1 protein-coding gene is annotated in these 26,988 nt (G+C 63.0%); it reads right to left on the minus strand.

Annotation, left to right across the window (positions count from 1 at the left end):
* Positions 1–6: 6 nt before the first annotated feature.
* Positions 7–26,982 carry an LEPR-XLL domain-containing protein gene (locus AC1Z3V_RS00215; protein WP_483496540.1) on the minus strand — a complete coding sequence of 8,992 codons (26,976 nt, stop codon included), beginning with the start codon at positions 26,980–26,982 and terminating at the stop codon, positions 7–9.
* Positions 26,983–26,988 lie beyond the last annotated feature (6 nt).

Below are 26,988 nucleotides of genomic sequence, written 5' to 3' on the forward strand. Positions count from 1 at the left end.
CGCACGCTATCGCCCTCCAAAGAGACTGACCAATCGAGAAAGCAGTCCCTTTCGGGCCTCCCACTCGATCATGCCGTTCAACACGTCCTGCTCACTGGTGTCGGCGTCGTTCTCACCGGCGCCGGAAGTCTTGACGGCATGATCACCGATATCGGCCGTCCAGGCCGTTGGATCGACAAATGTGCCGGTTGCCTCGTCGAAGACCCAGGCCTTCACGTCATCATTGCCGAAGTGCGCCATGCCATGGCCTCCGCCGGTTGCCGGTTGCCAGGTGGTAGCCGGAACGTCTCCCCCGTTTCTGGTCCAACCGGATGCCGCGGCAACCTCGCTCGCGTTACCGCCTCCCGATATCTGGAGATCCGAGACGCTGATGCCGGCAAGTTTCATCAGCCGTCGCTCAGTCGGGCTTACGAACAGACCCAACTCTTCGTCGAACACCTCCGCGTCGTTGCGCGCTTCGGGCTGGTTTACTGCCGACGGCAACCGGCGCTCGCCGATGCCGAGCGTTTCGGCCATCACGTCGCCGACAGTATTGCCGGCAGAGTGGGCCAACCCGGCCTCGTGACCCATTTCATGGAGCAGGACCGAGAGGAGATCGAAACGTCCCTCGGCCGGCCCGCCGGCAATGGCCTGCCACTTGCCGTCGACCAGGCTGTACTCCTCGTTATCCTGCGGCGTGAGATCGACGAACCAGCCCCGGCCCGCGGCGTTGCGGTCGATCCTGATTGCACCGAACACGGCTTCGGCCAGTCGGTCGCCCTCGAGATCGACGATCTCAAGGTCGATCGTGCCGAGACGCGCCAGGGTTGCCGCATCGAGCAGACCCGATTTCGCCCAGAGGGCGATGGCATCGTCGAGCACCGAGAAAGCCTGTCCTCTGGTGATCTCGCCACCGGTGACGGCCGCATCGCCAGTCGCGGCCAGCAGATTGGCCGCCGTGTTGAAGGCGGGGTCATTGGTCCGGATCAGGAAGCGATCGAACGAGCTTGATCCGACACGCGACATGGTGCCGAAACCGCCATCAACCAGGACAGCATTGTAGCCATAAGTGCCGACGAGGCCGCCATTCACCTGAACGCTGACCGCCGCCCCCTTGAAGATCACCTTCAACGTATAGTCGACGCCGGCATCAAGGACACGGCTGAAGGACTGATCAACCTTGTAACCGCCCTTGGCGGTGACATGACCGACAAGCACCTTGTCGCCGGCGACATCAAGCGCGACGAACTTATAGTCGTTCTGACCGTAGCTGTCGAAGACAATGCCGCCGATGCCCGCGGTCGAAAGCTTGGCCTCCAGCTCAAGGTAGGAATCTGCCCTAAGCGTGGTACCGAGGTTGAACGTATTGATAGCAGCGCCCGCCGCGCCGGCAAGCCGGCCGCCGGCGACGGTCCAGCCTGTTGCAGCCGTCCCCGTCATCGGGAAGCGCCCCGTTCCGTCGAAGTTGTCGGCATAGTCGAGCGACAGGTTCGGTGGCAAGATCTGAACCGAAAAGTTGTCCACCTTCGACTTGGAGCCATCGTTGCCGACGCCCACCATGCCGCGGTTGAGGCCCACCGGCGCGCCGTCCTCGATCCTTGGCGCGAAGGTGTAACCGAACCAGTTCACACCCGCGACCGTCACCGTGACGTTCGTGCCGTTGACGGCGACGAGCACGTCATAGGTTATGCCGGCTTTCAACTGAACGGGCTTGTTCGACTTGGCAACCTGATGCCAGCCGCTGGCATCGCGATAGCCCATTTCGATCTGGTCGTTCGAAATGTTGATGCCTGCCCATTTGAAGTCCGTCGGCGAGCGGTAGTCGAAGATGACGTAGGAGTTCGCCTTCCAGCCTGCCAACGGCTTCTGCGCCGTGATCTTCGCCGAGATCTCGAAATAGATCGGCAGATATTGATCGGCGTAGAAGACCGCTGCCGCCTGCCCCGACGAGGTCGCGGATTCGACCGACATCATGCCACTCGATACCGTGAACTTGCCCTGGTCGGCGGCGAAGACGTCGAGCGTCCCGTCGTTGAAGTCGGCTGTGCGTAGCACGTCACGCTTGCCGCCGGGGATGTTGCCGGCCTGCGGGTCGGTCGGACCACCGGTCTGGTCCTGCCAGATACCGTGATCCTTCTGGGTCACAAGACCGAGCTCGCCTTCGACACCACCCTGGAACTGCGACACATGGCTGTACTTGTCACTCCCGTTGACGTTGCCGGTGTCAGCCGTCCGCGTGATGTCGACACCGTCGCTGAAGGCTTGGGCATAGAGGAAGTCGAAGAGCTGTGGCGGCACCTGGCGGCTAACCGTCGCAATACCGAACGGCGCGAACGGCACGAGATAGCTGTTGAACTCGCCGACCCAATCGATCAGGCGGTCGCCGCCGGTGTTTCCGATCAGGATGTCGAGCCCGGCGCCACCGAAGACGCGGTCCTCGTAAACCGGATGTGTCTCCGGCTGGTCATTGAGCCAACCATTGGTGCTGAGCACGTCATCGGCGTTCATGAGGTCGTTGCCCCAGCCGCCATAAATGTGGTCGCGCCCGGTTCCGCCGACGATCCAGTCATTGCCGAGATCGCCGAAGATGGCGTCGCTGCCGTCCGTGTTGCGGTCGGCGAAGGCAATCGGCGTTCCGTTGGGCGAGAACGCGATCGCGCCATTGACCAACGGGCCTTCATTGTCGACGAGGTTGAGGAAGTACTGGAACTGCGTCGGCGCAACACCCGACTTCCAGACGCTTCCGTTCGCATTGAACAGGATGGCCCGACGCGGGTCGTACTCGTCATAAAGGAAGAATTCGCCGAGCTTGCTCTGAACCGGCTTCGGCGCGTTCCAGGGATCGGTGTCGGCGCCGAAGCGCAGGACGTCACCCGGGTTCCACGGCCGGGTGAAGTCGGTGCGCACCAGTCCGACCACGGCGCCGTTTTCGAAGCGCTGGGTATAGCTGAGCGGCAGGGCCTCGCCTCCGCCGATGGCATCGTCGCCGGCCCCGCCGTGGATGAAGTCGTCACCAAGTCCGCCGAAGATGATGTCGTCGACGACATTGGCGTCGAACAGCGGATCATCGGCCCCTTGCGCATTCGGCTTCAGGTTATAGGGGGTCAGATCAACGGACTTCTTCAACTGACCGCCGATGTTGATCGTCTCGGTCTGGACCTGCCCGGGCGTATAGATGAACTCGTTGAGCACGTCGCCCTGGCTTGTGCGATCATCCGGGTCAGTGGCAAGGAGCGCCAGGACACCGTAAAGCGGTTCGGCATAGGTGGCGCTGTTGCGGCTTGTGAAGATCCGGCCGTCATCGCCGAGGATGCCGTCCTGGCCGGTACCGCCGGAGATCCAGTCATTGCCCCAACCGCCGATCAGATCGTCGTTCTCGGCATCGCCGAACATGCGGTCGTGACCGCCGCCGCCATAGGCAATGTCGTCACCGGTTTCGCCATGGAACTCGTCATGGCCGCCGATGTCGGTTTTCGCCCACAGACCGAATTCGTAGCGATAGGCCGGATCGTTCGGATTGGTCTTCGAGAACAGGTCGGGACGGAAGTCCGGGCCGCCCGGCGTGTAGTCGAGGAGGTGCACGCCACGAACGACGATGCGTTCGGCACCGACGCGAGCCGGATCGTTCACATCGTAATTGAACTGGACGTAGAGCTGCTGGTTTGCCAGTCCATTCGGATTGATATCGACGCCATTGATCCCGACGATACGGACGATGTTGCCGTTGTCGCCGACCATGGTGTCGGCATCGCGGGCATAACGCGCGGCCGCAAGAGTGCCGTCGCCCGGAAGGTCGAGGTCGTTTCGGTCGATTTCGCCGCCGGTACCGCCAAAGATGTAGTCGTCGCCGTCAGGCCGTGCATTCGCATCGGTCAGGCTGAAGAACGATGACGAGCCGCCAATCAGGTCGTCCTGGCCAAGACCGCCGAACAGTTGATCATCGCCGCCGCCGCCTTCGATGTAGTCCTGGCCGTCACTTGCAGCGGCGAAGGATGCGATCACCGTCAGTGGACCGATCGGATCGGCAACACCGCCAGATGTCCGGGAGGCGCCGACATGCGAAGTTCCGGCAAACGCCAGTTCGATACCGCCGTCGCCCTGGATGACGTCATTGCCGAGCTGACCGAAGATCTCGTCATGACCTTCGCTGCCGGCGATGTAGTCGTTGCCGAAACTGCCGACGCCGGCGGCTCCCTGGTCGAAGGCGAAGGTGTGAAGGGCCGCATAGTCGACCGCATATTCGCTCCACCAAGGCGCGCCGTCCGGGTCGCGGTAACGGCGTGCATTACCGTCGACAAGCAGCAGACCGCTGTTGTCGCCGGTGACGGTGCCAAAGCCTGCCGGGGTCGGCCGATCGGTGCGGCTGTAGAGCAGCGCGCCGGCCAAGGTCTGGAAGCGCTTGCTGAAGGTGTCGTCCAGCAGGTTGCCGTCGGCGCCGCCCTGGCGGGTGAGGTAGACGTTGTCGCCGAAGATGCGATCGTCCTGCTGGTCGCCGTCAAGCATGTCATGGCCGGCACCGCCGACAATCACATCGCGGTCAAGTCCGCCGAAGACGATATCATCGGCACCGTTCTGCAGCTCGGCCGACTTGATCGCCGTCACGAGCACGAGTTCGGTCGTCTGGATACGCTGCTTCAGACCGGACGGCAGGTTCGGATCGTCGACGAACATCTCGATGACGCCGTGGTCGGCGAAGATGATGTCGTCGAAATCGCCGAGCACGCCCGCTGCAGCGACGGCGCTTGGGCCGTAGCCAAGATGAGAAGCACCATCACCGAAGATCAGGTCGCGGCCCGCCTGCATGAGATCGCGGACCGAGGATTTCACCGGCTTGATCGTGGTGCCGTTGGTGTCGGTGTTCGGGTTGGCGGAAGGCAGCGGGCTGTTGTCGACCGTGTCGATGAACAACTGGCGGGTGAAGATGTTCACGTTCACGCCGCTGTCGCCATAGATATGGTCGACGCCACGGTTGCCGATGATCAGGTCGTCGCCGGAGCCGCCGGCAAGATGGTCGCCGGCCTGGCTGCCGTAGATCGTGTCGTTGCCGGCGCCGCCGTAGATCGTCAGCCCGACGCTCGGCAGTTGCCCGCCCGGAACGTTCACAAACAGCGCGCTGGCATCGATGATGTCGTTGCCGGCCAGCTTGAAGGGATTGGCGAGCGGGAAGACCCATTCGTCGTCCTCATTCTCCCCGTCCTGCAATTGCGGGAAGGGATCGAACGGTTTTTCGCCGAATTCCATGCCGAGCACATTGTGCGCCTGACCGGAATACCAGATGCCGTCCTGGCTGGTGTCGCCGTAAACGACGAGAGGCGAGTTCGGACCGGCACCACCATTGACCTTGATGTAGTCGCCGCCGACGCGCTTGCCGCCGTCAAGCGTCAAGTCATAGCCGAAGACGGTGAGCGAGACGCCGCTTGCCGGTGTCAGCGCCACGTTCTGCAGCGTCATGACCGCAGCGGTGAGCGCCTGGATCGTGAACGGTCCCGCGTAGCCGCCGACATAGACTTTCTGGCCGACGTAGAAGCCATCCGCCAACCAGCTCCCGGTGCTGCGGGTCAGGCTGTTGGTGGCAACGTTCAACGTGCCGGAAGCAGTGACGGTGCGTGCTTCGGCGACATGCAGCGAGCGTTCGGCATAGCTGTTGAACGCATCGGCCGCCAGTGTGACGCCTGCCCCCTGCCCGACGTGGGTGTTCGGCGCACTCAGCACCAGGGCGCTGAGGTCGCCCCAGGTCAAGGCAGAATTCGGCGGAGGCGGCAAGGTCGCATCGACGATAGCAAGGATCGTCCGGGTAAAGGTCTCGCCCTCCAGCTGGATGACCTGGCCAACCTGGTAGCGATCTTCCGACCAGTCGCGCCCATCGAGGCGGGTTACGACGATCGAGCCACCGCCGGCGCTGGCGATGTTCATCTTGCCGGCGCTTTCGAGGTACATGTTGCCGCCGCCATGGACGAGCGTCAGGCCGCCATGCGCACCCTGCACATAGAAGCTCTTGACCGCATCGTTCTGTGTGGCGAGGAGCGCGCCTTCGAGCTTCAGCGAGAAGCCATCATCGGAGATCTCGATGATGCGGAAGTCGCGCTTTCCGTTTTCATCGACCATGGTGATGAGATGACCGGCAAGATACCCCTCATCCGCCCACTTGATGCCGTCTTGACGGGTGACGATGCCACCGGTGTAGGTCGGGTCGATGTCGACATCGGTGACCACCGTTTGCAGAATCGCATTGGTGACCGGGTTGATGCGGTTGATGGTCCTCGGTGCATCGCTGACCAGCGCAAGCTGGCCCCCGACGACACGCATGGTCGAACCGGAAATCGAGACGATCTGATACTCGCCCTTGGCGAAGTCCTCGTTGATGCTGATGAAGTCTCCGACCGCAAAGCCGGTCCAGGCGCCGCCATCGGTGCGCACGATGATCCCTCCGGCAATCGTCTGAGAGACGTCGACGGATTTGTTGACGGTGATCACGTCCTTGTCGATCGCGGTGATCGTCAGCGAGCCGCTGGCAACGCCGGCGAGCGACGGGCCGCTCAAGACCAGGATCGAGTTGTCGTTCGGATCAGCACCTTCCTCCGGATGCAGCGGATCGATGAGGGCGTCATTGATCGCGACGACGGTCCATGTGCCTGCCTGTCCGGCAATCTGCACGGTCTGGCCGACGAGGAAGCCCATGGCCTTCCAATCGAAGCCTGTGCGCACGATCGTACCGCCATTGCTGCCGTTCGGCGTGACCGCGAAGGTGTTGGTGACCTGAACGGACGGTGCCGGATCGAGCGTGCCCTGAATGACGAGGCCGTCATTGCCCTCGCCGAGCATGAGGTTGACAACCTCGATCGTGCTCTTCGTGGCATTGGTGCCGAACTGTCCGTCAGCGCCGACGCTGATCTTGCCGAAGCTGATACCGCCCGGGAAGAAGCCGGATTCACCAAAGGTCGGGTCACCGCTGACACCGAGGCCGAGGCTCAGATCGTCGGCCATATTGAAGCCGGTCAGCGTCGTTTGCGTCATGACGCCGTCGACATCTTCCTTGCTGGTGTCGTTAAAGATGTTGAGCACGTCGATCTGTTGCGATTCTGGCGGCTGGGCGCCGATCGCGATCAGGAAGTCGTCCGCTTCACCCGGCAGTTTCAGGCCGTTTTCCAGTGAGCGGTCGGCACCCGTCGGGCCGCCTTCGACAGCCAGCGGGCCGCGCAACTTCGACAGGTAATGTCCCGAGACCGGGAAGACCTTCACGCCTTCGCGCGTGACGGGGATATCGTAGTTCTCATCCGCCTGCAGGACGACTGTCTGCTGGACAGAGTAGTTCCCCGGATTGAAGGTCGCGACCGCCGCGGTGCGCAGCACCTTGACGCCCGAAAGCGTGCTGCCGACCGGCAGCAGTCCGGCGTTTTCCGAGGTGACCTGGATCGTGGCATCCTTGGTGTCGTTCTCGCCGCGGATGATCGCGATCTTGAAGTTGCCGATAACGTTGTCGGCGGCGTCGAAGACACGGATCCACTGGCCTTCCAGGAAGCCATAGGCGAGCCAGCCGTCCGCTTCGTCGGCAAGGCCGGCGATCGTCATCCGATAGGTGAGCGTACCGTTCTCGACAACCGTATGGAACTGGATATTCCCGGTAAAGGCACCTTCGCTGGCGAGATCCGAAAGGATGACGTCGGCAAGCTGACCGCCGGTACCGAACGTCCGGTCGACCTTGATGAACTTGCCGTCCACCGTGTCGATCGCGGTGATGTAATAATCGCCGCTGTTGCCGCCGGCGTTGCCGATGCGGATCTGCTGGCCGACGAAGAAGCCTTCGTCGACGAAGCTGCCGAGATCGGCGACCGTGCCGCGGGTGATCTTGCCGTTGAGGCCGTCATTGCTGAAGACGAGGTTGCCGTCGAAAATCTGCGTCGGCCTCAGCCCGCCGATCACCGTATAGCCGGAGCCGGGTGTGACGGCGACACCATTGACGCTGACGACATCCGCCAGGCCGTCGGTAACAATCGCGACCTGCACGGTGGTGGTTGGCGCCTTCGTCAGCCGGATCGTGTAGTCGTCCGTGTCGCTGCCATCGGCATTGAGCACTGTCGTGCCGCCGCTTTCGAGCACAACAGCGCCCGCCGTGTCGTTGTCGATGACTTCGATATCGACATAGCCGGGGCCGGACCTAAGATTCGGGAAGACATAGTCGTGGTCGGCGTCGGTCGTCAGTACGTCGTCGCGCTGGAAGTAGATGACTGCCGTATGAGGATCTTCGCGCGGGATATCGTCACGCGCCTGCACGCCGATACGAACCGGATCGTCCCAATTGGTATGGTCGAAGGTCAGCCGCCAGTAGCCGTCGGCATGTTTGTACATGCGGTCGCCGACCGAGTTGAAGGTGTTCGTCGGATCGTCGACATCGAAGATCTGGATATCCTCGTCACTCGCCTCGTTGAGGAAGAGCTTGACGACGATGATGTCGCCTACCTCCGGCGCCGTCTGCAGCTGAACGAGGATTTCGTCGGTCAGCTGGGTCGTCGGGCTGCCTTCGATGACGAGAGACCGGCCGTCTTCGATGTTCGTGCCGGCCGCGACCTCGGTCACATAGATTCCGGGCGTGTCGTTGTCCCTGACGAGTACTTCGACATTGCGGACGTCAGCCGCGTCGAAGGGGTCGCCGTCGGGGTATTCGGCATCGATATCGATGACGCTGGTGTCGACACCGCTGAGATCGGAAATCACGCTGTGCTGGATAACGACCACGCGGTCGCCTTCTGCGCGCGGATCGTCCGGCGCGTAGACATAGACCGTCTGCGCATTCATCCAGTTGCTGCTGTCGAACCGGAGCACGACAGCGCGATCGTTGATGGTTCGCAATACGCCGTTGACGGTGATGACATGCTGGAAGTCGCTGTCGGTGACGGTTCCGCCGGGGTTGACGGTGGACAGCCAGATTGTGTCGCCGAGGCCGTTCGGCAAGGGCGCCGGGTTCAACAGCGTGCCGTCTTCCTCTTCCTGCGGTGAGCGTGCCGCCGAGACGGTGACATAGATGACCTGCCCCGCAAGCGGAGCGACGGCAAGCTTCACCGTATAGCTGTCGACATTGACCGGACCGCCTTCGCGCACGGCAGTGAAGCCGCCGGTTTCGTCGATGCGGATAATGCCTTCGTCTTCGGAAGCGACGTTATAGTCGAAGCCGTCGACGAGCACGCCGTCATAAAGCGCGTCGCCAGACGTGACGAGATGATCGACAGCGCCGGAGGCTCCTTCGAGCTCCCGGGTCACGATGTCTTCGGTCACGTCGCCGGTGACGTTGATGGTATCGGATCCCAGGCCGCCGATGACGCGATAGGCAACGCCAAAGGCGGTCGACTGAACGAAGAATTCGTCGTCGCCTTCGAGACCGTCGACCTCGACCACTTCGATCGTCGTGTAGCGTACATTGAGGCCGGCGCCGAAAATGCCGCGTTCGGTGATTGCAAAGTCGTCGGCAAATTCCGTGCCGAGGATAACGAGCTTGTCGAAGCCTGTGCCGCCGTCAACGGAAACCGGTGCGTTGACGTTGTACTGAACCTCGTCCTCACCGCCGCCGGCGCGGATATCGGGCGCCCGCGCAACAGAGAAGCCGAGCCCGATGATCGGCATCGCAACGCCCTGATCGTCGCGCACGATCACGTCGTCGGTATAGTCGTCGGGTGTGGAATCGGCATCGGCGAAGTTGATGACGCCATCGCCATTGGTGTCGAGGGTAACGGCCGGCAGATCGTCCTGATCGATCGTGCCGTCGCCGTTCCAATCCTGATTGGCGACCGCGGCGATCGCAAAGGCCCGTACGATGAACAGGTCGTTGTTGTCGTCGCCTTCTAATCTCAGCTCGGCCTGGTTCGAATAGACGCGGAACTCGTCATTGCCGGTTCCGCCCTGGGCGACCAGCGGCGCACTAATGCCGGGACTCAGCCAGCCGCGCGTCGTTGCGACCATGTCCGGGAAGACATCCTGGGCAAGCAGGCCGCCGCCGAAGAACGGTGTCGCCCCGTTTTCCGGATCGTCGGTGCGCTTGTTGCCGAAAATCTGCCCGATCTGGAAGGAGTCGTCGCCCGCTCCACCCTGCAGCGACACGATGGCCGTCGTATCGTCCGAATAGAAATTGTCGTTACCGCCGAGGCCTTCGATGGTGACACGTCCATTGAGCGCCGTGTCATAGTTGATGCGCGCACTCTCGTTCGAAGGCTCGTTGTCCTCGATCGTGTCAGCATAGGTGGTCGGCTGGCCATAAACCATCGCAACATAGGCGGGCCGATCGGCTGTTTCGTGTGGCAGGTAGTTCGCACCGCGCAGCAGGAAGATGTCGTCAATCGGCTTGTTGCCGTCGCCGTCCTTGCCATTAAAGGCGGAGTTGTAACCGTAGATGTTCAGCGCATCGACGCCGTCGTTCGACCGCCCGGTATCGAGCACGTTGATGACGTAGTTGCGGTTGAAGTCCGTGCCGGCCGTGCCGCGGCCCGGATTGTTCGAGCCGAGCGTGTAAACCTCGTAGAGATCACTGCCGGAGACGCCGTCGAGCGTCAGCGTATGCTCGGCCGCGGTCGTCATGTTGGGCGATGTCTGCGTCGCCGTATCCTGGAGATAATAGACAGTGAAGCGGTCTTCGCCATCGGCAACCGCCGGGTTGAGCGTCTGGCTGCCATAGGCGCGGGTCTTCGAGCCGAGGAAGATGTAGCCGGGGCTGCCCTGGGTATTGGTGCCGCCGGCGCCCGAGGGATCGCCAAACTGGATGGTATCGACATCGGTATTGCCGAAGATCCAGGTCAGATTCGTGGCGTGCGGTGCAGAGGTCTTCGGCGCGGCGGTTCCGACCGGAGTGCCATTGTTCTTGTTGCCGGGTGTTACTGCGGCATTGGCGATGATGCGCCCACGCAACAGCATGACCGAGCCGAAGCCGATGTCGGCATTGGCAAGCAGGCTGATGGTTTCGTCGAAGGCGGTTACGTCGCCATAGATGTCGATGCGCTTGGCCGCCAGGATCTCGCTGTTCGAGTCGAGCGTGACGTTGTCGCCGACGCGCAATTGCACATTGCCCTTCTCGGCGAAGATCTGACCATGCGGGATGAGACGCTCGGCGTCCGCCTGGAAGGTCGGGAAGGTGGCGCCGTCCTCGGAGAAGCGCGCGCTGCCGCTGTGCAGGAGATCGAGGTTCTCACCCTGGACCCCTGTCTCGCGAACGGTAATGCGGATATCGCCATCATAGGCATGCGCCAGCACGAGGCGCAGGTTGCCGGCGCTTTGGCCGGGGTTAACGGGCGCTTCCGCCAGATAGATGTTGTTGTCAGCCTCGAGGGCGACATCGTCGTTCGAGGAGCCACGCGAGGAGTCGATTTCGAGGTCATTGTTGAAGGCGCCGATGGAGCCGCCGCCATTGGCGTCGAGATCAATGCTCTGGCCCATGAGGTCGGCAAAATCGTCGCCGGCGCCGTTGTTGCGGGCATCGAGGATCGAGCCGGCGACGGTCCGCAGCGAGATGTCTCTGGTCGTGTGAACGGTATGGACGAGAAGATCGCCGGCCACTTCGTCGAGGAAGACACCAAGCGTGTTGTCGGCGGTCGTGTCGAAGGCTCTGAGCACGCCCAGACCGCCGACGCCGTTGCGGATGTCGACGTTGATCTCAAGGAAATCCGTCGGCAGGCCGATACCGCCAAGCGGCGAATTGATGTCGAGCAGCGTCGGGTTGAGAACTTGCGCGGCGACCTGCGCATGGTTCGGATTGAAGAGACCGACGCCGGCCGCCATGGTGATGTTGCGCCCGGCGACATCGGCTTCAACGTCGCCCTCCGTCAGGCCCCGCGCATCGAGAATGCGCCGCGGCGAATAGAGCAGTACATCCGACGCGGTCGATTTGATGCGCTCGACGCGCATGTCGCCGGTCTTTTCGCTGAGAGCGATATAGCCGTTCGTCACCACATCGATATCGCCGGTTCCATTGATCTCGGTGATGCCGAGAACGTTGATGGTCGTTGCGGTGGGCGCGGGATTTGCGGCAGCAACGATGATGTCGCCACCACTGATGACCGCTCCGGCCTGGAGGCCGGGCAGAGTCCGGCTGCCAGTCGCGGGGTCGATGCCACGGAAGTCATAGGTCGAGGCGATCGCCGTATTGCCCGTTCCGAAGACACCACGGCTGAGCGGTTCGGGGGACCCGCTGTCCGGCCGGAAGAAATTGTAATGGGTGAGGCCGACCGCCTGGCTCGGCGCCTTGACGAGCACGCCGCCAGACGCGCCAGCGCCGGCCTGCTCGATGCTTGCCTGCAGAAGCACGTTAGCGGTATCGCCGGCGCTGATCCGGTCGATTTCAACGATGTAATAGCCGCCGCCGAGGTCTTCGCGCAGCAGGGCTTTGAGGTCGAGATTGACGTTCTGGGCGGCATCAACCGTGAAGGTTTCGGCCGAAATCAGGCTGTGCTGGTTGGTGAGCGGCCCGCTCGGAGAAAGGTTGATTGCAACACCTGCGAGCGCGTTCGCGAGCGTGCTTGCCAGCCTGACGCTCAAGCCATCGGACGAGGCGATGACATAGTAGTAGCCGCCGTCGACGAGCCCGCCGATGGCAGTGCTGACCGCGTCGTAACGCACGAGTTGGCCGGTGTAGAAGCGGTTCTCGTGCCCGAGGAAGATCTGCTCGGTCAGCCCGCTGACGCGGCCGGTATCGAAGCTGATAAGTTGCGGCAGGCCGGCACTGTCGACGATGTCGACATTGACGCGGTTACCTGTCGTTCCAACATTTTCCTCGGCACGGACGTTGAGGATATGCGTGCGGATGAGGGACTGACGGCCGTCGCTGCCGGTCACGCCACGGTCATTGGTGGCGAATACGGATCCGTCGGTATTGACGATCGACGTGGTCCCGATCGGGTTTTCGATGGTGCCGTTGATATAGATGTCCGAGTGACCACCCGTGTCGGTGATCTCGATCAGCGTCGGCGCCACCTCGCGTTCGATGTTGAACGTCAGCGTCACCGTCTTCGACGGATTCAGCCAGGCAAGCGGCTGCTCGTCGGTGACGACGTCGATGTTGTTGATGATGATGTCCTTGTCGGACTCGTTGCGGATCGTGACGCGCTGGAGGGTGTCGCGGAAGGTCCAGGTGCCGCCGGAACCGATCATCGAGTCGGAATCGAAGACGACATCACCCGGGCCGGGATTGACGATGTCATTGACGACGATGTCGGCGCTCTGGATCGTATCGCCCTCTCCTTCGCTGCTGCCGCCGCCGCTCGCACTGTCGTTAACAGTCACTTCGACCGCGACATCGATTTGGCCGTCGGCGCCGATGACGAGCTGTTTGACCACAAGTTCGGGCGAACGTCCCGAAAGGATGAGGACATCCGAATTGAAATCGATCTGTTGCGGCCGGTCGTCCGGGCTGTTGCCATCGGAGCCGCCGGCAGCAAGCGAGCGCTTGCTGTAGTCGGCGTCATCCGTCTGCGAGATCGAGCCGTTGACCGTGGAAGCATAGAGCGCCAGGTGTTCGCTCGACGCTGCAGGCTCTTGCGGATAATCCGGATGGCCGAGCACGGCATCCCCATTGTCACGCGGGCCGGCGGTCACCAGAGCGCCGGCAGCACCGAATATCTTCGAGGCCACGTCGGTGTCGTTGTGCGCAACGGAATCGACATAGCCGAAGAGGCCGGTGGCACGGGCATAGGATTTGGTATGCGTCTTGACGTTGTCATAGCGCGTCACGAGGTCGACGCCTTCCCAGCCGGTCAGTTCGGAATCGGCATTGATATGCACTTCTGCCTTTGGCCGGGCTGTCAGCGTACTTTCGGCAGTACCCTCGCCATAGAAGCCTGCGCCACGGCCGTCGCTGCCTGCGAAGATGTCGAACCGCCCGACCTTCGCACTAGCAACAGAACGTTTGGCACTCAGAACCGCTCGGTCGCCGAGGGTTGCAATGGTGTCAGCTTGATCCGGATCGGGGTTCGGATCGGCCACACCGATATAGACATGCGTATCGGCATCGCCATCGCCGCCGAAGCCGATGCCCGAACCGGTCGCGTTGGCGGAAACGCCGGCTTCGGAATAGGCCGTCAGTTTGGCGAGCTCGCCGGCAACGACGATCGCGTCCGCGCCGATCGTTGCCGCACTGTTGTACTCAATCCAGACAACGGTCGTCGGCGAGGCCACGCCGACCGCACCGCCGGCGCTTGCATGCGACGAAGCTCCGGTATTCACGTTGGTGCTGGAAGCCACGGTGACATTCTTGCCCGCGACGATGCGGGTGCCGGCGCCGATGGAGGCGACGCTGTCGACGTCCTGGTAGCTGTTGGCATCGGCATCGCCGACGGCGACGAAGCCGCCGGTGCCGTTGACCGCGTGCGCTGTCGTGTTGGTGGTCGCCGATGTGCTGACCGAGACGTCACCGGTCGTCGTCACAAGCGTTGCCGAAATCGTGGCGCTCACGTTCGCGTTGCTGGTGATATTCGCGTCGTTGCCGTTGACGCCGACAAAGCCGCCGCCCGACCCCTTTGAATAGGCTGACGACACACCGTCACCAGACTGCGGTGCGATTTCGCTGAGAGACACCCGGCCGGGGCCGAACAGGAATTGCCCGCCAGCCGCCGAAGTCACGGCATCGTTGAGATCGATGCGCAGCTGTTGTTCGCTCGCGGCATCGCTCGAAATATCGACGGCCAGAGCGCCGATCCGATGGTTGGCATAGGGGCCGGACAGCCCGGTCGGCGTCAACGTCATCTGTGTGCCGCCAGTCGGCGCGTCCCACAATTCGAAAGTGTCGTCGCCGGGGCCGCTGACGCCACGGACATAATAGGTCTTGCCGTCCTCAAGCCCGCCGATGGGCAGATTCTTGGCGTTGATCAGCGAATGGATATCGTCGGCGGTCTTCGCCTTGTTGGGCGTGAGCGTGATGATCGACTGATCGAAGGTCTTGGTGAGCGTCGTTTCCGTGACGCTGTTGACGACTGACAGGATCAACGTGCTGCCGCTGACGCCGGTAACGGTGTAGGTGCCGCTGTTGGCGCCGGCGCCGCTGATGAACAGGGTACCGGTTCCAAAGCCGAAATCGGCCCAGTTCTCGCCGTCGGTGCGGATGATCCGGTCTCCAGCTCCATTGCGGACGAACTGAACCTGTTCGGTGACGACGTCGTTGCGTTTCAGTTGGATCGTGGTCGAATTCACGACGTGGACGCGATAGGTCTGGCCATCCGACAGCCCACCGATCGCCGTTCCCGGCGCTCCCGTTTCCGTTTCGACATGATAGACGACGTGCTCGCCCTCGCTGAACCCATGGTTCAGCGCGTTACCATTGTCGTCGAAGAAGCGAATGTTGTTCTGCGTGCTGTCGTCGATCGGCGAACCGTCGGGATTGAGCGCCGTCGGATGGACGTCGACTTGCCGGCTGACGAAGGTCTTGGCGTCTGGCGCGTCATAGGTGACGGCCATGCCATTGGTAAACCCGTGACCGGAGATGGTAATCTGATTGCCGGCGATGTCGTCGGGCTGGAAGTTCTTGAAGTAATTTTGCGGATTGACCGCCTTGTCATGCGTATTGACCAGTTTGATATGGGACTCGTCGATAACCAGAACGTAGTAGAGATTGCCCTCGGTCAGGCCGAAGCTGTTCACCGTTTCGTCGGGGCCGGCGTAATAACGCACGGCATCACCGCTGATGAAGTTATGCGCACCCTGGAAAGTAATGATCTCGGTTTCGGAATCGATGCTTGCCGCATCGAAAGTCGAGCCGAAGTATAGCTTGTTCGGGTCGACATTGCCGCCATCGACGACGTTGATGACATTGTACTGTCGATTGACCGCAGGATCCTGAGGATCGGGCCAGTTGAGGCCCGGGATCACCGCGCCGCCGGTGCCCGCATCGTATTCGACGGTATCGCCCGTGACGAGGCCGTGGTTATTGACCGTGATCGTGTTCGCCACTCCGTCGGCGTCGACGACCGCATAGTCGGGCTGCGTCCCAGGAATGGGCGCGGCAATCGCCTCGACGGAGACGTCGCCCGTCGCATTGATGACGCTGCCCGTTCCAATGCTGCTGGAGACGGTCGGGCTGACATTGGTGGTCGCGTCGGAGTCGCCGGCGCCGAAGACGCCGCCGATCGTCACGCCGACGACCTTGGAGTCGCCTTCCGTGTTGGCGAGTGCCTTCAGGCGAATGTGACGGGCCGACTGGATGGATGTGTTGTTACCGATGGTCGCCGCCACGGAGGACGGGCTTGCCGTTGCCGTGGCGCTGTTGAGCGTTAGCGCTCCAAGGACACCGCCGCCAGTCGCTTCCGCAACCGCAAGCGCGCCGTTGATCGCAAGCGCGTCGACCCCGATGTCGCGGACCGAAACGATGTTGGCGTTCATCGATGCATTCGACTGGCCGTTGGCGACCGCCTCGGCATCGGTCGCACCCACCGCAGCCGCACCGAAGGAGTTTGCCTCGGTATTGGCGACCGCGTAGTTGCGCAGCCGCGACTTGATATCGATGTCGTTGGTGATCGTCAGGGCACCGCCCGCACCGATCGAAGCGGTTACAACGGCATTGGACCTGGCGGTGGGCACTGCGCCCTGGCCGCTGAACAGACCGCCGCCCGAGGCTTCCGCGAAGGCCTTGGCGCCGCGATCCGTGGCAGTCGCACCGGAGAAGTTATGGGAGGCGAGGATGACGATGCCACCGGCCGTAATGGTCGAACCGCCGCCGATCAGCGCGCTTGTCGTCGGCACGACATTGACGGTCACGAAACTCGTGCCCACAGCGCCGAGACCGATGCTGAGCGCGAAAACGTCACCCTTGGCATTGTGGCTTGAGAGCGCTTCCAGCGTCACCGTGCCGGAGGCATCGATGTTGGCGCCGCCAAGAATCGAGGCTTCGATGTTGGTCTCGACATCTATCAGCGCGAAATTGAAGGAGAGGCCGAGCGCACCGCCGGCGAGCGCGAAGGTCTTCGCCTTGGCGTCGACGGTCGAATCCGCATGCACGGTGATCGCGCCTACCGTGTCGGTCTGGCCGATCTGGCTGCCGGAACCAATGGTCGCCAGAGACTCAATCGTGCTGTCGTCCGTGTCGCCGATGTTAAGGTCGATATAGGAGGCACCGGCTGCCAAAAGGCCGACCTGTATGCCCGTCGTGGTGAGGTCGAAATCCTGCGTGTTCGATGCGGTGACCGAAAGAAGGCTTGCGCCATCCACCACCGTTCCGTCGAGCAGGCGCGCCTGTACGCGGCTGGTATCGTTGATGACGATGACCGAGGCGCCGAGACCGGCAAAGCCGCCCTGGAAGGCGACGGTCGTCACATCGACCTCTTCGTCGAACTCGGATTCGACCTTGATCTGGTTGCCTGCAGTGAGTTTACCGCCGGCCTTCGCCTTGACCTGCCCGGACACGTTGAGCACCGTCACCGCCGCGCCGGCGCCGACGAGGCCACCGGCTGCGTTTCCGATCAGAAGATCGACCTTCATGTTCTGGCGCGAGACGACCAGAATGTCATGACCGGCTTCAACGTCCGCACCGGCTTCGATGGTCGCAGTGGTGCCATGCTCCTCACTCGTCGGGGCCAGGGCAGCATTCAGGTCAGCGGCAGAGAAAAACGATGGATCGCTCAACCGGTTCGATGCGCCCTGCATATTGTCCCGGACGCGCGAATCGGCGGTACGCGCATTTCCGTCGCCAGTGAAGCCGGTCATCTGACCGGTCAGTTCGCCGACACCGCCATCGGTCTTCTCGCCCGCGTCGGCCGCGGCCGTGTCACCGCCGCCGGCGGTGGCATTGCCAGACGTACCTTCCCTCTCGTTCTGATAATCGTCCTTGAAGTCCTGCCCGATCGACCAGACGGAGACCGATGCCGCGAGGCCGACGACGCCGAGGGAGCCGCTGAAGGCGAAGCCTTTGAGGACCTGGATCGAGTCCGCACTGATGGCGACATCGTTGCGCGCCAGGATATCGGCATTCGCGCCGATCGATGCTGTGGTGTCGTTCTTGATGCTGCCGAAATCGATACCGCCACTAAGACCAACGAAACCGACGGCTGCCGAACCGGCAAAGGACGTGATGCGGACATCATTGGCCGCGTTGACGTAGACGCCCTGTCCGAGGCCGACAGCAGCCGGGTGGAGCTGATAGTTGGCAAAGCCCTGGTTGATCGCAGCACCCGCGCCGATGGCGGCGAAGGTATCGGAATCAATGATGGTCACGCTGACCGCGCCGGCAATGCCGACATAAAGCCCGCCCGCGCCGGCAACGGCGATGTGGGTGACCACTTCGGACGATTGCGCCTGGACGATGACACCATGGGCCTCACCCGAAAGCGTCGAAAAGCCCGTCGGATCGCCACCGCTGGTGGCAATGTTGCCGTTGAGCACGTTCGCGATGCCTGCGCCGTTGGCGCGTGCATCAATGGTGGCGTTGGCGCCAATCGTCGCCTCGGTGTCCTTGGTGACGTTAACGACGCCGACGGAACCGGCGGCGCCACCCCCGGAAAGGCCGATGGCAACCGCGCCGGAAACGATCGTGAACTGGGAGTCGTCCTTCGCCATGACGGCGACGTCGCCACCGGCTTCGACGGTCGAATCCCCGATGCGCGCAAAGGTGTCGGCATCGATCGAGACGACCGAGACGCCGCCGGCAAGGCTGACCGTGCCGCTGAGCGCCAGGCCGGCGGAGACGACGAGAACCTTTTCCTTCGCCGTCGCGATCACTGCCACGTCATTGTTGGCATCGACAAGGGTGTCGTCGCCGATCGTTGCGGTTGTTTTCGTCGTAACCACCGACACGTCGACCGCAGGCGCGGCCGCGGCCGAACCGCCGAAGGCAGCACCAGCACCAACGCCGAGATGGCTGAAGTCACTGGCCGCGGCGACGAGCACGGACTGCGCTCCATTGCCGCCGCCGCTCATGTCCTGATTGATGCGGGCGCCCTCGCCAATCAGCGCAGTGGTCGTCGTATTGAGCACGTTGACCGCCGCACCGACGGCGACACCGACGGAGCCGCCGCCGCCAACGCTGATCGCCGCCGTTTCGATATCGTCCTTGGTGCTTGCCGAGACCGCGACGCCACGGAAGCCGCTGTCGACGGAGGCTGTTGCAATCCGCTGCTGGGTCAGGCCCGGATCGGTTGGCGTCCCGTCATCGCTGTGATCCTGGTCGAGGTCGTTGAATTGCCCGAGGCCGCCGCCCCCTTCCTTGACCGGCACGCCGGCTTCGAGACTGTCCTTGCTGACCTGGCCGTCGGTCTTCGGATCGTAGCCGTCGCCCATGCTTTGCGAACCGGCAAAGCTGATATCGAAGCGACCGGTGCGTGCCGCCACGCTATGCTGACCCTCGCCCGTCACGCGCGCATTTTCGCCGATGAACGATTCCGTCACCTTATCGACGACCGCGACGCCGGCAGCGACACCAACGCCGGCGCTGCCGCCAACGGCGACGCCGCCGACGATCAGGTCGAGTTCCGTTTCGTCGATCGCTTGTACGAGCACGCTGCCAAGCGCGCGCACGTCGGTCAGGCCCGCATTCGCGATGCCGTCGAGCGGATCGTCACCGATGAAGGCGCGGGTGGTCATGTCGAAGACGAAGACATCCGCCGAAACCGTAATGCCGGCGGAGGAGGCACCGCCGGCCGCGACCGAGAAGGAACCAATGTCCTCATTGCTGGTTGCCTCGACCTTGACGTTGCCGTCAGCGTCCATGTCCATGCCGGAATCGATCGACGCCTGCGTGGTCTTGATGAGCGTCGCGATATTGACGCCGGCGCCGACCGCCGCGCTGCCGCCGGACACCGCCAGCGATCCGGCGACTGTGAGCAGATCCGTCTCGCCATAGGCGTAGACCGCGACCCCCGGATCGTTTGCACCGGACTGGGCGGTCACCGCCGTGTTCGAGCCGATGCGTGCGATCGTTGTTTCCGTCAGCACCGTGACGGCAACAGAGCCAGCCACGGCGGCGCTGCTGGTCGATACACCGCCGGCGGCGGCGATCGTGGTCACGTCCTCGGTCGAAATCGCCGAGACATCGAGACCGACAGGGCCACCGGTTTCAACGTCGGCGTGCCCGCGGATCTCGGCCTTCACGTCGTCGATGTGAACGAAGACGGTGCCGGCGATACCGATGCCAGCCCCCTGGCCGAAGGCGACGCCGCCGGCGAGAGCAAAGATCTTGGCGTCACCAGTTGCCTTGACGGAGACATTTCCGCCGGCATGAAGCTCGGATTTGTCGAGTGCCGTTCCCGTCTCGACATAGGCTTCGGTCGAGGTGTCGAGCACGACGACACCGACGGAGGCGGCAACGCCCGAGCCGCTGAGGCTCAGGCCAAACGTGGCGGCAATCGAGGTGATGGTGTCGAACGAATCCGCATTGACCAGAATATTGCCGGCAATCGCACCGAGATCCGCGGTTCCGCCGACCCAGGCGCTGGTGTTGCGAATGATGACGTTCACGTCGAGGCCGATGCCGACACCGGCATTGCTGCCGCCGGATAGTCCGATGCCGCCAGCACCGCTGACGACCGTCAAGACGTCGGTCGCTTCGACGGTCACGCCGCCATCGCCGTCAAAGTCGGAGGCGTCATTAATGAAGGCATGCGTCTCCATGAAGATGACGTTGACGCTGGAGGAGCCACCCACCGCCGTTCCGTTGCTTGCCGCCACGCCGGCGGCGAAACTGGTCACCGCCAGATTACCGATGACAGGAAGGTTCTCCGTAATCGGCAATAGCTCGGCATGCGCGGTGACACCGATCGCGCCGGTTGCCTCGGCATCGACGCCGGTTCCGACATCGGCCTTGGTGTTGAGATCGTTGACGATGTTGATGGAGACCGCGACGCCGACGCCGGTGCCACCATTTAGGCTCAGCGCCGCGCCGCCGGCGATACTCTGCATCTCGTTGACGCTGACTGCATTGATGGCAATGCCACCGGCATTGGCGTCGAGATCGGCATTGTTGCCGATTTTGGCACTTGAATTGACGTCGAGATAGTTGATCGCGACGGAGCCGCCGACGGCTGTATTCTTCGACACGGCGCCGGCCAGTGCCCGCGCCTGGAAGGTATTCCTTTCGCCATCGGCCGTGACTGCCCGTACCTTGATCGAGCCGGCGGTAAGGTCGGCGCCGGAATTGACCTGCGCGGTATTGTCGAGCAAGGCGATGTTGAGGCCGACCGCGGCGGCGACGCCGGTGTTGGCGCTGGTGTTGGTCGCCGTCGCCGTGCCGAGTGCGCGCGCGTCGGTGGTCATCGTCGCTTCGATTTTCATCGCACCCGACGACCCGATCACGACATTGCTTGCGATCGTCGCGGTGTTATCGGCGTCGAGGAAATTGACGGCGATCGTTGCGGCGACGCTCGTCCCGCCCTGTGTCGACTTGCCGGTCTCGTTCGTGCTCTTGCTATCGGCGGTGCCGAGGCTGCTGCTGCCAGATTGGGTCGGCGCCTTCGAGCCGCCACTCTGGTTCTGCGCCATGCTCGTCTGGTTGCTGGTCTCCTGGTCGGAGTTCGCCTTCGAGGTATCGTTGCCCTTGGCGCTGGCCTTGGACTCTGCCTTCGTGTCGAAGGTCGACGTGGCGGTGACACTGACATTGTTGGCGCCGGAGAAGTTTCTGCCGACATAGGCATCGTTGGTCACTTCCGCGATGTTCAAAGCGAGCGAAACACCGACACCGACATTGCTGCCGGCCGCTTCACCGTCGCCGAGGGCATGGATCGTGCTCGCATGGGTCGCCTGCGCGGCGAGATTGCCGGTGAGCGTGATCGCGCCGCCGGCACCTGTGCCGATATGCGCATCCGTGTCGTTATCCACGTAGGCGACTGCAATTGCGCCGCCGACGGCGGTGTTGCCGGCAGCGCCAGCTTTGGCCGTGGTGGTGACCGTATCGTTCGAGGTCGCAAGAACCTGGAAATTACCGGTGTTGCCGCTGACCGTTTCACCGTTTTCGATCCCGGCGAAGGTCGTGTTGAGTGAAATTCCAAGCGCTATCGAAGCGCCGACGCCGGTGCTTCCGGAACCGCTGCCGGCGCCATGGGCGGTCGCCTCTGTCGTCGATTTGGTCGTGTTGGTCGCCTGCAGGCTGACATTGCCGCCAGTGAGCGCCACGGTCGTCGTACCGCCACCGCCGTGGTCGAGCCCGATCGTGCCGAGCGTATTGGTGGTTGCAACGCTCAAGGCAAACGAACCCGCCACGCCGGTGTCGCCACCGCTCGCACCTGACGTGGATTTCGCACCGAAATTGTGCTCGGCGTTGCCGCCGACCGTCTTCATTGTCGCAGAAGCCGTGAGGCCATCGGCCGTGATATGGGCGCCTGCCCCGACCGAGGCTTCGTTGCGCATCGTCGCAACGTTGATGGCAACGGCAACACCGACGCCGGTGCCGCTGCTCGTGGTCGTTGCCTTGCCGTCGCCGGTGGCACTGGCATTCATGTTGTTGGAGGACTGGAGCTGAATCGCTCCGGTCCCCGCGCCCTGCCCGGCAATGATCGTAACGCCATCACCGATCGAAGCGACGGCGAGCGACGAAGAGACGTTGAGGGCGAGTGCAGCCGCGACGCTCACCTGGCCGCCACCGGTGCCGCCCTGGCTCGTTGCGGACTTGTCGCCGGTGTTCGTCTTGCCCGATTTCTCGTTGGCGAGCTGCTTTTGCTTGTTCTTCTGATCGTCAGCGGTCGTGTTGCCGCTCGTGTTTTCCTTGTCCTTGTCCGCGCCGGCGGCGCTGGCCGTGGCTTCGGCCGTGCTCGCACCATCGCCATGGGCTGCGAAGCTGACATTGCCATCAGCGGTTATATTGCGGGCGGTGGTCGCAGTGGCGCTGTCGTCGACAAACGCCAGCGCGATTGCCGCACCAACCGCCGTGTCACCGCCAAGCGCATCGCCCAGTGCCGATGTGGTGCTTTCGCCATGGTGGGTCGCGGTGGCGCTGAAGGCACCGTCAAGGTCGATAAGACCGCCGGTGCCGAGCTTTGCGTCCGTCACATTGTCGGCAACGGTGATCGCAATCGCGCCACCGACGCCGGTACCATCTTCAGCTGCCGCACCGGATTCTGCCGTCGTGGTGGTCTTGTGGCTGCCCGTGGCGCTGAGCGTCAGGTCATCGAGGCCGCTGAGGACAGCGGAATTCTCGACCTTCGCCGATGCTGTATTGTCGGCGGCGTTGATCGCGACGGAGGCACCGACGCCGGTGCTGGCACTTTCGGCATCCGCCTCGGCGACAGCGCTGCTTTCGGACGTGTTGGAGGCTGTAAGCGAAGCGTCGTCGCTGCTGAGCGTGACGCTGGCGGAAGGCCGGATCGCCGCTTCCGCGGTGGCATCCGACACGTTGAGCGCGAACGATCCGGCAACGCCGGTGTCGCCGCCGCTGGCGCCGGAAGTCGAATGCGCTTCGAAGACGTTCTTCTGGTCGCCGCCGACGTTCTTCATCGTGGCAGACAGCGTGACGCTACCGTCGGCATTAACGATCGCGCCGGTGCCAATGATCGCCCGGTTGCTCATGTCGGCGACGTTGATCGCCACTGCAGCACCGACCGCCGTGCCCGAGGTTTCGCTTTCGAGCGTCGCGCTGCCATCGGCGATCGCCGAGGCATCCATGTTGTTTTTCGCTTGCAGGCTCACGCCGCCCGTTCCGGCGCCGTCGCCGGCCGTTATGGTGCGGCCATTGCCGATGCTGGCGAGCGTTTCGCTGTCGGAGACGTTGATCGCAAGGGCGGCAGCAACGCCGACATCGCCACCGCTGCCGCCGCCGGTATTGGCGGTCTGGCTCGTGCTGTCTGCATCGCCTGATTTGCTGTTGGCGAAGTCGACCTGCTTCTGTTTCTGCTGGTCGGCCTTGGTGTTGCCATCAGCGGATTCGTCGTTCTTGTCGGCACCCTTCGCGCTTGCCTTGGCTTCCGCCTTGCTGGAGCCGTCGCCCAGCGCCGACAGGCTGACAGAGCCGTCAGCACGCAGATTCCGGTTGGTGGTCGAGATTGCACGGTTGTCGACAAAGGCAAGCGCGATCGCCGCGCCGACAGCGGTCGAACCGATAGCGGTGCCGTCAGCCGTGGCCGTGCTCAGCCCATGATGGGTCGCCGTTGCTGAGAAATCTCCTGTTATGTCAAGCTCGACGTCATCCGTTCCGAGCGAGGCACGGGTGGTGTTGTCGATCACGTCGATCGCGACAGCACCGCCAATGCCGGTGCTGCCGCCGGTGCCGCCGGCTTCCGCCGTCGTCTCGGATTCATGACTGCCGGTTGCCGACAGCGTCACGCCGTCTGCGGCCGTGACCGTCGCCCCATTTTCGATGAGGGCGTTCGTATTGTTGTCGATGACGGCAAGCGCGACCGAGCCGCCGACGCCAGTCTCGCCGGCTTCGCCGAGATCGTCGCCGTTCGGGGTCGCGGCGGTCTCGGCATGGGTGGTCGACGAAGCCGTGAGGCTGAGGTCCGCACCATTGAGGTCGACCGAGGCGCCGGCCTCGATAACGGCCTCGACGTCGGTCATGATGATGCTGATCGCCAGAGCGCCGGCGACATTTGTTTCGGCGCCGCCAGCACCGGCTTCCGCCGTCACGACGAAGCTGTCGCCAGCATTGAGCGTGGCATTGAGGTTGACAGCGCTTGCCGTCAGGTCCGAGGTGCCGGCGATATAGGCTCGCGTGGTCACGTCGGCTATGCCGAGCGCGACAGCCACGCCGACTCCGGTGCCGGCGCTACCCGTGGCCGAGCCGTCTGCCGATGCCGTGACGCTCTCGGTGGAGGTTGCCGTCAAGCCCAGGGTGCTCGCAGAAACAAGGGTCGAACTGTCGACATAGGCCTCGGTTGTGGTCCGGTAATCGGAAACCGTGACGGCACCTGCAAAGGTGATGTCACCGCCACTCGTCGTGGCCTTGTCCGAGGTATTGCTGTCCTGATTCGGGTCGGCGAGCCGTTTCTCGGATTCGTTTGAGCCGTCGCCCTGGTTCGAACCGCCGGCACTGGAAATCGCGATGGTGCTGACATTGCTGGTCAATGTTGCGCTAAAGGCGACGGAATCGGGCAGATTACCACTATTGGCGTTGAGCGCCGAATTGCCCGCCATATAGGCGCGCGTCGTCGCGTTCACTTCCGAAACGGCAACGCTGGCACCCTTGGAACCGGAGCCGCCATCGGCGGTTGTCGTCAATGCGAGATTGGTGTCGGCGGTCAGCGAAACCGCCCCGGATACGTTGAGGGCGCTGCCGCCCAGCACTTCGGTGATGGAATCGCTGACGACGACCGTCACGGAAACCGCGGCGTCCTTGGTCGTGTCGTTTTCGCTTGCATCGCCTTCGTCGGCCGCGGTCAGCGAAACGCTGACCGAACTGCCGGCCAAAAGGCTCGTAGCTGTCAGCGTGCTGTTGTCAAATTTGATCCTCGCCTCCGGTAGAACCGTGACGATGACACCTTCGAGCGGCCCGACTTCCGCGGTCGAAGCCGAAACGGTCGCATCCGCCGTCGCCGATATCTCAACGGCGCCAGAGGCGGTGATGGTCGCGCCGCTGAGGTCGATGATCGCCTCGGGTGTCGCGAAATAGGCGCCGCCGGTGATTTTGCCGTCGTCTTCGGCGAGCGCCACAAGGGTGACCGTCGTCGCCGAAACATTACCTGAAACCGTGATCTTTTCGGCATGAACCGCCAAGGCGCCGAATGTGTTCGTCCCCTCGATGAGGACTTCGTCCTTGCCGTCATCGCCGGCCGTATCGGCAGCGTTCTCGCCAAAAACGGTAAGGCTTGCAGTCCCGAGGTTAACGCCGGTAACCGTCAGGACATCCTTCGACAGGAGCGGGATGCCGAGGTCTGCGCCAAGTTTGATCGTCAGGCTGTTGGTGGGCTTGGCGAAGGTGACCTTCTCGAAGGTCGGGATCAGCGACAGGGACTCAAGCGTCAGAGTTCCGTCACCGTTATCCTTTAGCCGAGATTCGTCGTCGAAATCGCTGGTCGCGATTATACGGTCGGCGACGACCGTATTGTCGGTGATCGGCTCGAGGCCGTCGTAGCGCAGAACCTGGCCATCGCGGGTAATCGTGCCGGACGCGGGACCGGTCGCAACGTAAGTGACGGAATGGAAGACACCGCCATCGAGAACGAGGCTGTCGAAGCCGCCGGCGCCCCCGTCCATGACGCCGGTCAGTCCCCCGCCGGCCGAAACGAAGAAGGTGTCCTCGTTGTCGGCAGAACCTCTGAGATTCTCAACCTCGACGAAGGACACCCCTGAAACGCTGCCGGCGTTGAGCCCGGTTATGTTCCAGTTGGTATCTACCGGAGGTCCGATCACTGCGTCGCTGCCTGCACCGCCACTCAGGAGAACCTTGCCCGAAATGGCGTTGTCGAAGCCGTTATGGACGAAGGTGTCGTCGCCGGCGCCGGTGTCGATCGTCAGCTTCAGATTGGGCGAAGCAAAGGTGTAGGACACCAGCGCGCCGCCATTGATGCTGTCGAGCGTCGAGAAGCCATCTCCCGGCGTGCCGGCGTCGCTGAGGCGCAGAGTCTGCCCCTCGCCCGTCACATCGGCAAAGATCCGCTCCTGCGCAGTCGTCGCGTCGGTCACGGCTGAGACGCCGCCGATACCGATCCGATGGTTGATCTGGCCGTCCACGGCGGTGAACACGCCGGACCCTGCGCCATCGGCCGCGAACTCGACGAGATCAAACACGCCGCCCGTCAGCGAGAGCTTGTCGTCGCCGTCGCCGCCTTGAAAATCGATGTCGAGCGCCTGAAGGAAATCCGTACCGAAATCGATCGTCAGCGTGTCGTTCGCTGCAGTACCGGTCACCCGGATATAGTCGATCTCCGCAGCATTCCGTTGCGCAACGAGGAGGCTCGACCTGTTGTCGTAGACCTGAACCGCCTGGATGAGGTTGTCATAACGCAGGCTGTAGTCAGCGCCGCCATCACCGACCATATCCACCGCAAAGGGCATGATATCGGCCGACAGCAGGTAGCGAGGCTCAAGCGTCTCGAGCGCGAGCCCGGGCAGATGGGTGGTTTCGGAGCGCGGTGTGAAGCTTCGCGCCTTCCTGCCACCGAACCATCGGAAAAGGCGTTCGATCATCGCCGT

It is taken from the genome of Ensifer sp. 38_S197, assembly GCF_056924495.1.

Coding starts and splice junctions, on each gene's coding strand:
- AC1Z3V_RS00215 (WP_483496540.1), bottom strand. CDS start 26,982: ATGATCGAACGCCTTTTCCGATGGTTCGGTGGCAGGAAGGCGCGAAGC.